This is a genomic window from Sabulibacter ruber, assembly GCF_017355955.1.
GTDB lineage: Bacteria > Bacteroidota > Bacteroidia > Cytophagales > Hymenobacteraceae > Nibribacter > Nibribacter ruber_A.
Window position 1 is genome coordinate 1 of the sequence record NZ_JAFFID010000096.1, and the last position, 290, is coordinate 290.

Sequence of the window (290 nt, forward strand, 5' to 3'; positions counted from 1 at the left end):
GCCAACTGCCTCGCCAACCCGCGCGACTTCAAGACGCCAGTCGCCGCCTACGAGGGGAAGGGGACACCCTGCCGGCTGGTCGTGAAGTGGTGCGGGCGCTTCCAGGAGACGGAGATCGGCCATTCGCCGCTCGACGTCGTCGCCTGGCACGGCAACTACACGCCCTACAAGTATGATTTGCGGACCTTCTCGCCCGTCGGCGCCATCCTGTTCGACCATCCCGACCCGTCGATCTTCACCGTGCTGACCGCGCCCTCGGGCGAGGCCGGGACCGCCAACATCGATTTCGT

General features: G+C 66.6%; 1 protein-coding gene. It reads left to right on the forward strand.

All coding sequences use genetic code 11. The annotated features are described in order from the left end of the window. Positions 1-290: homogentisate 1,2-dioxygenase (locus tag JT719_RS24605; protein WP_207436426.1), on the forward strand; the 290-nt coding region annotated here is incomplete at both ends.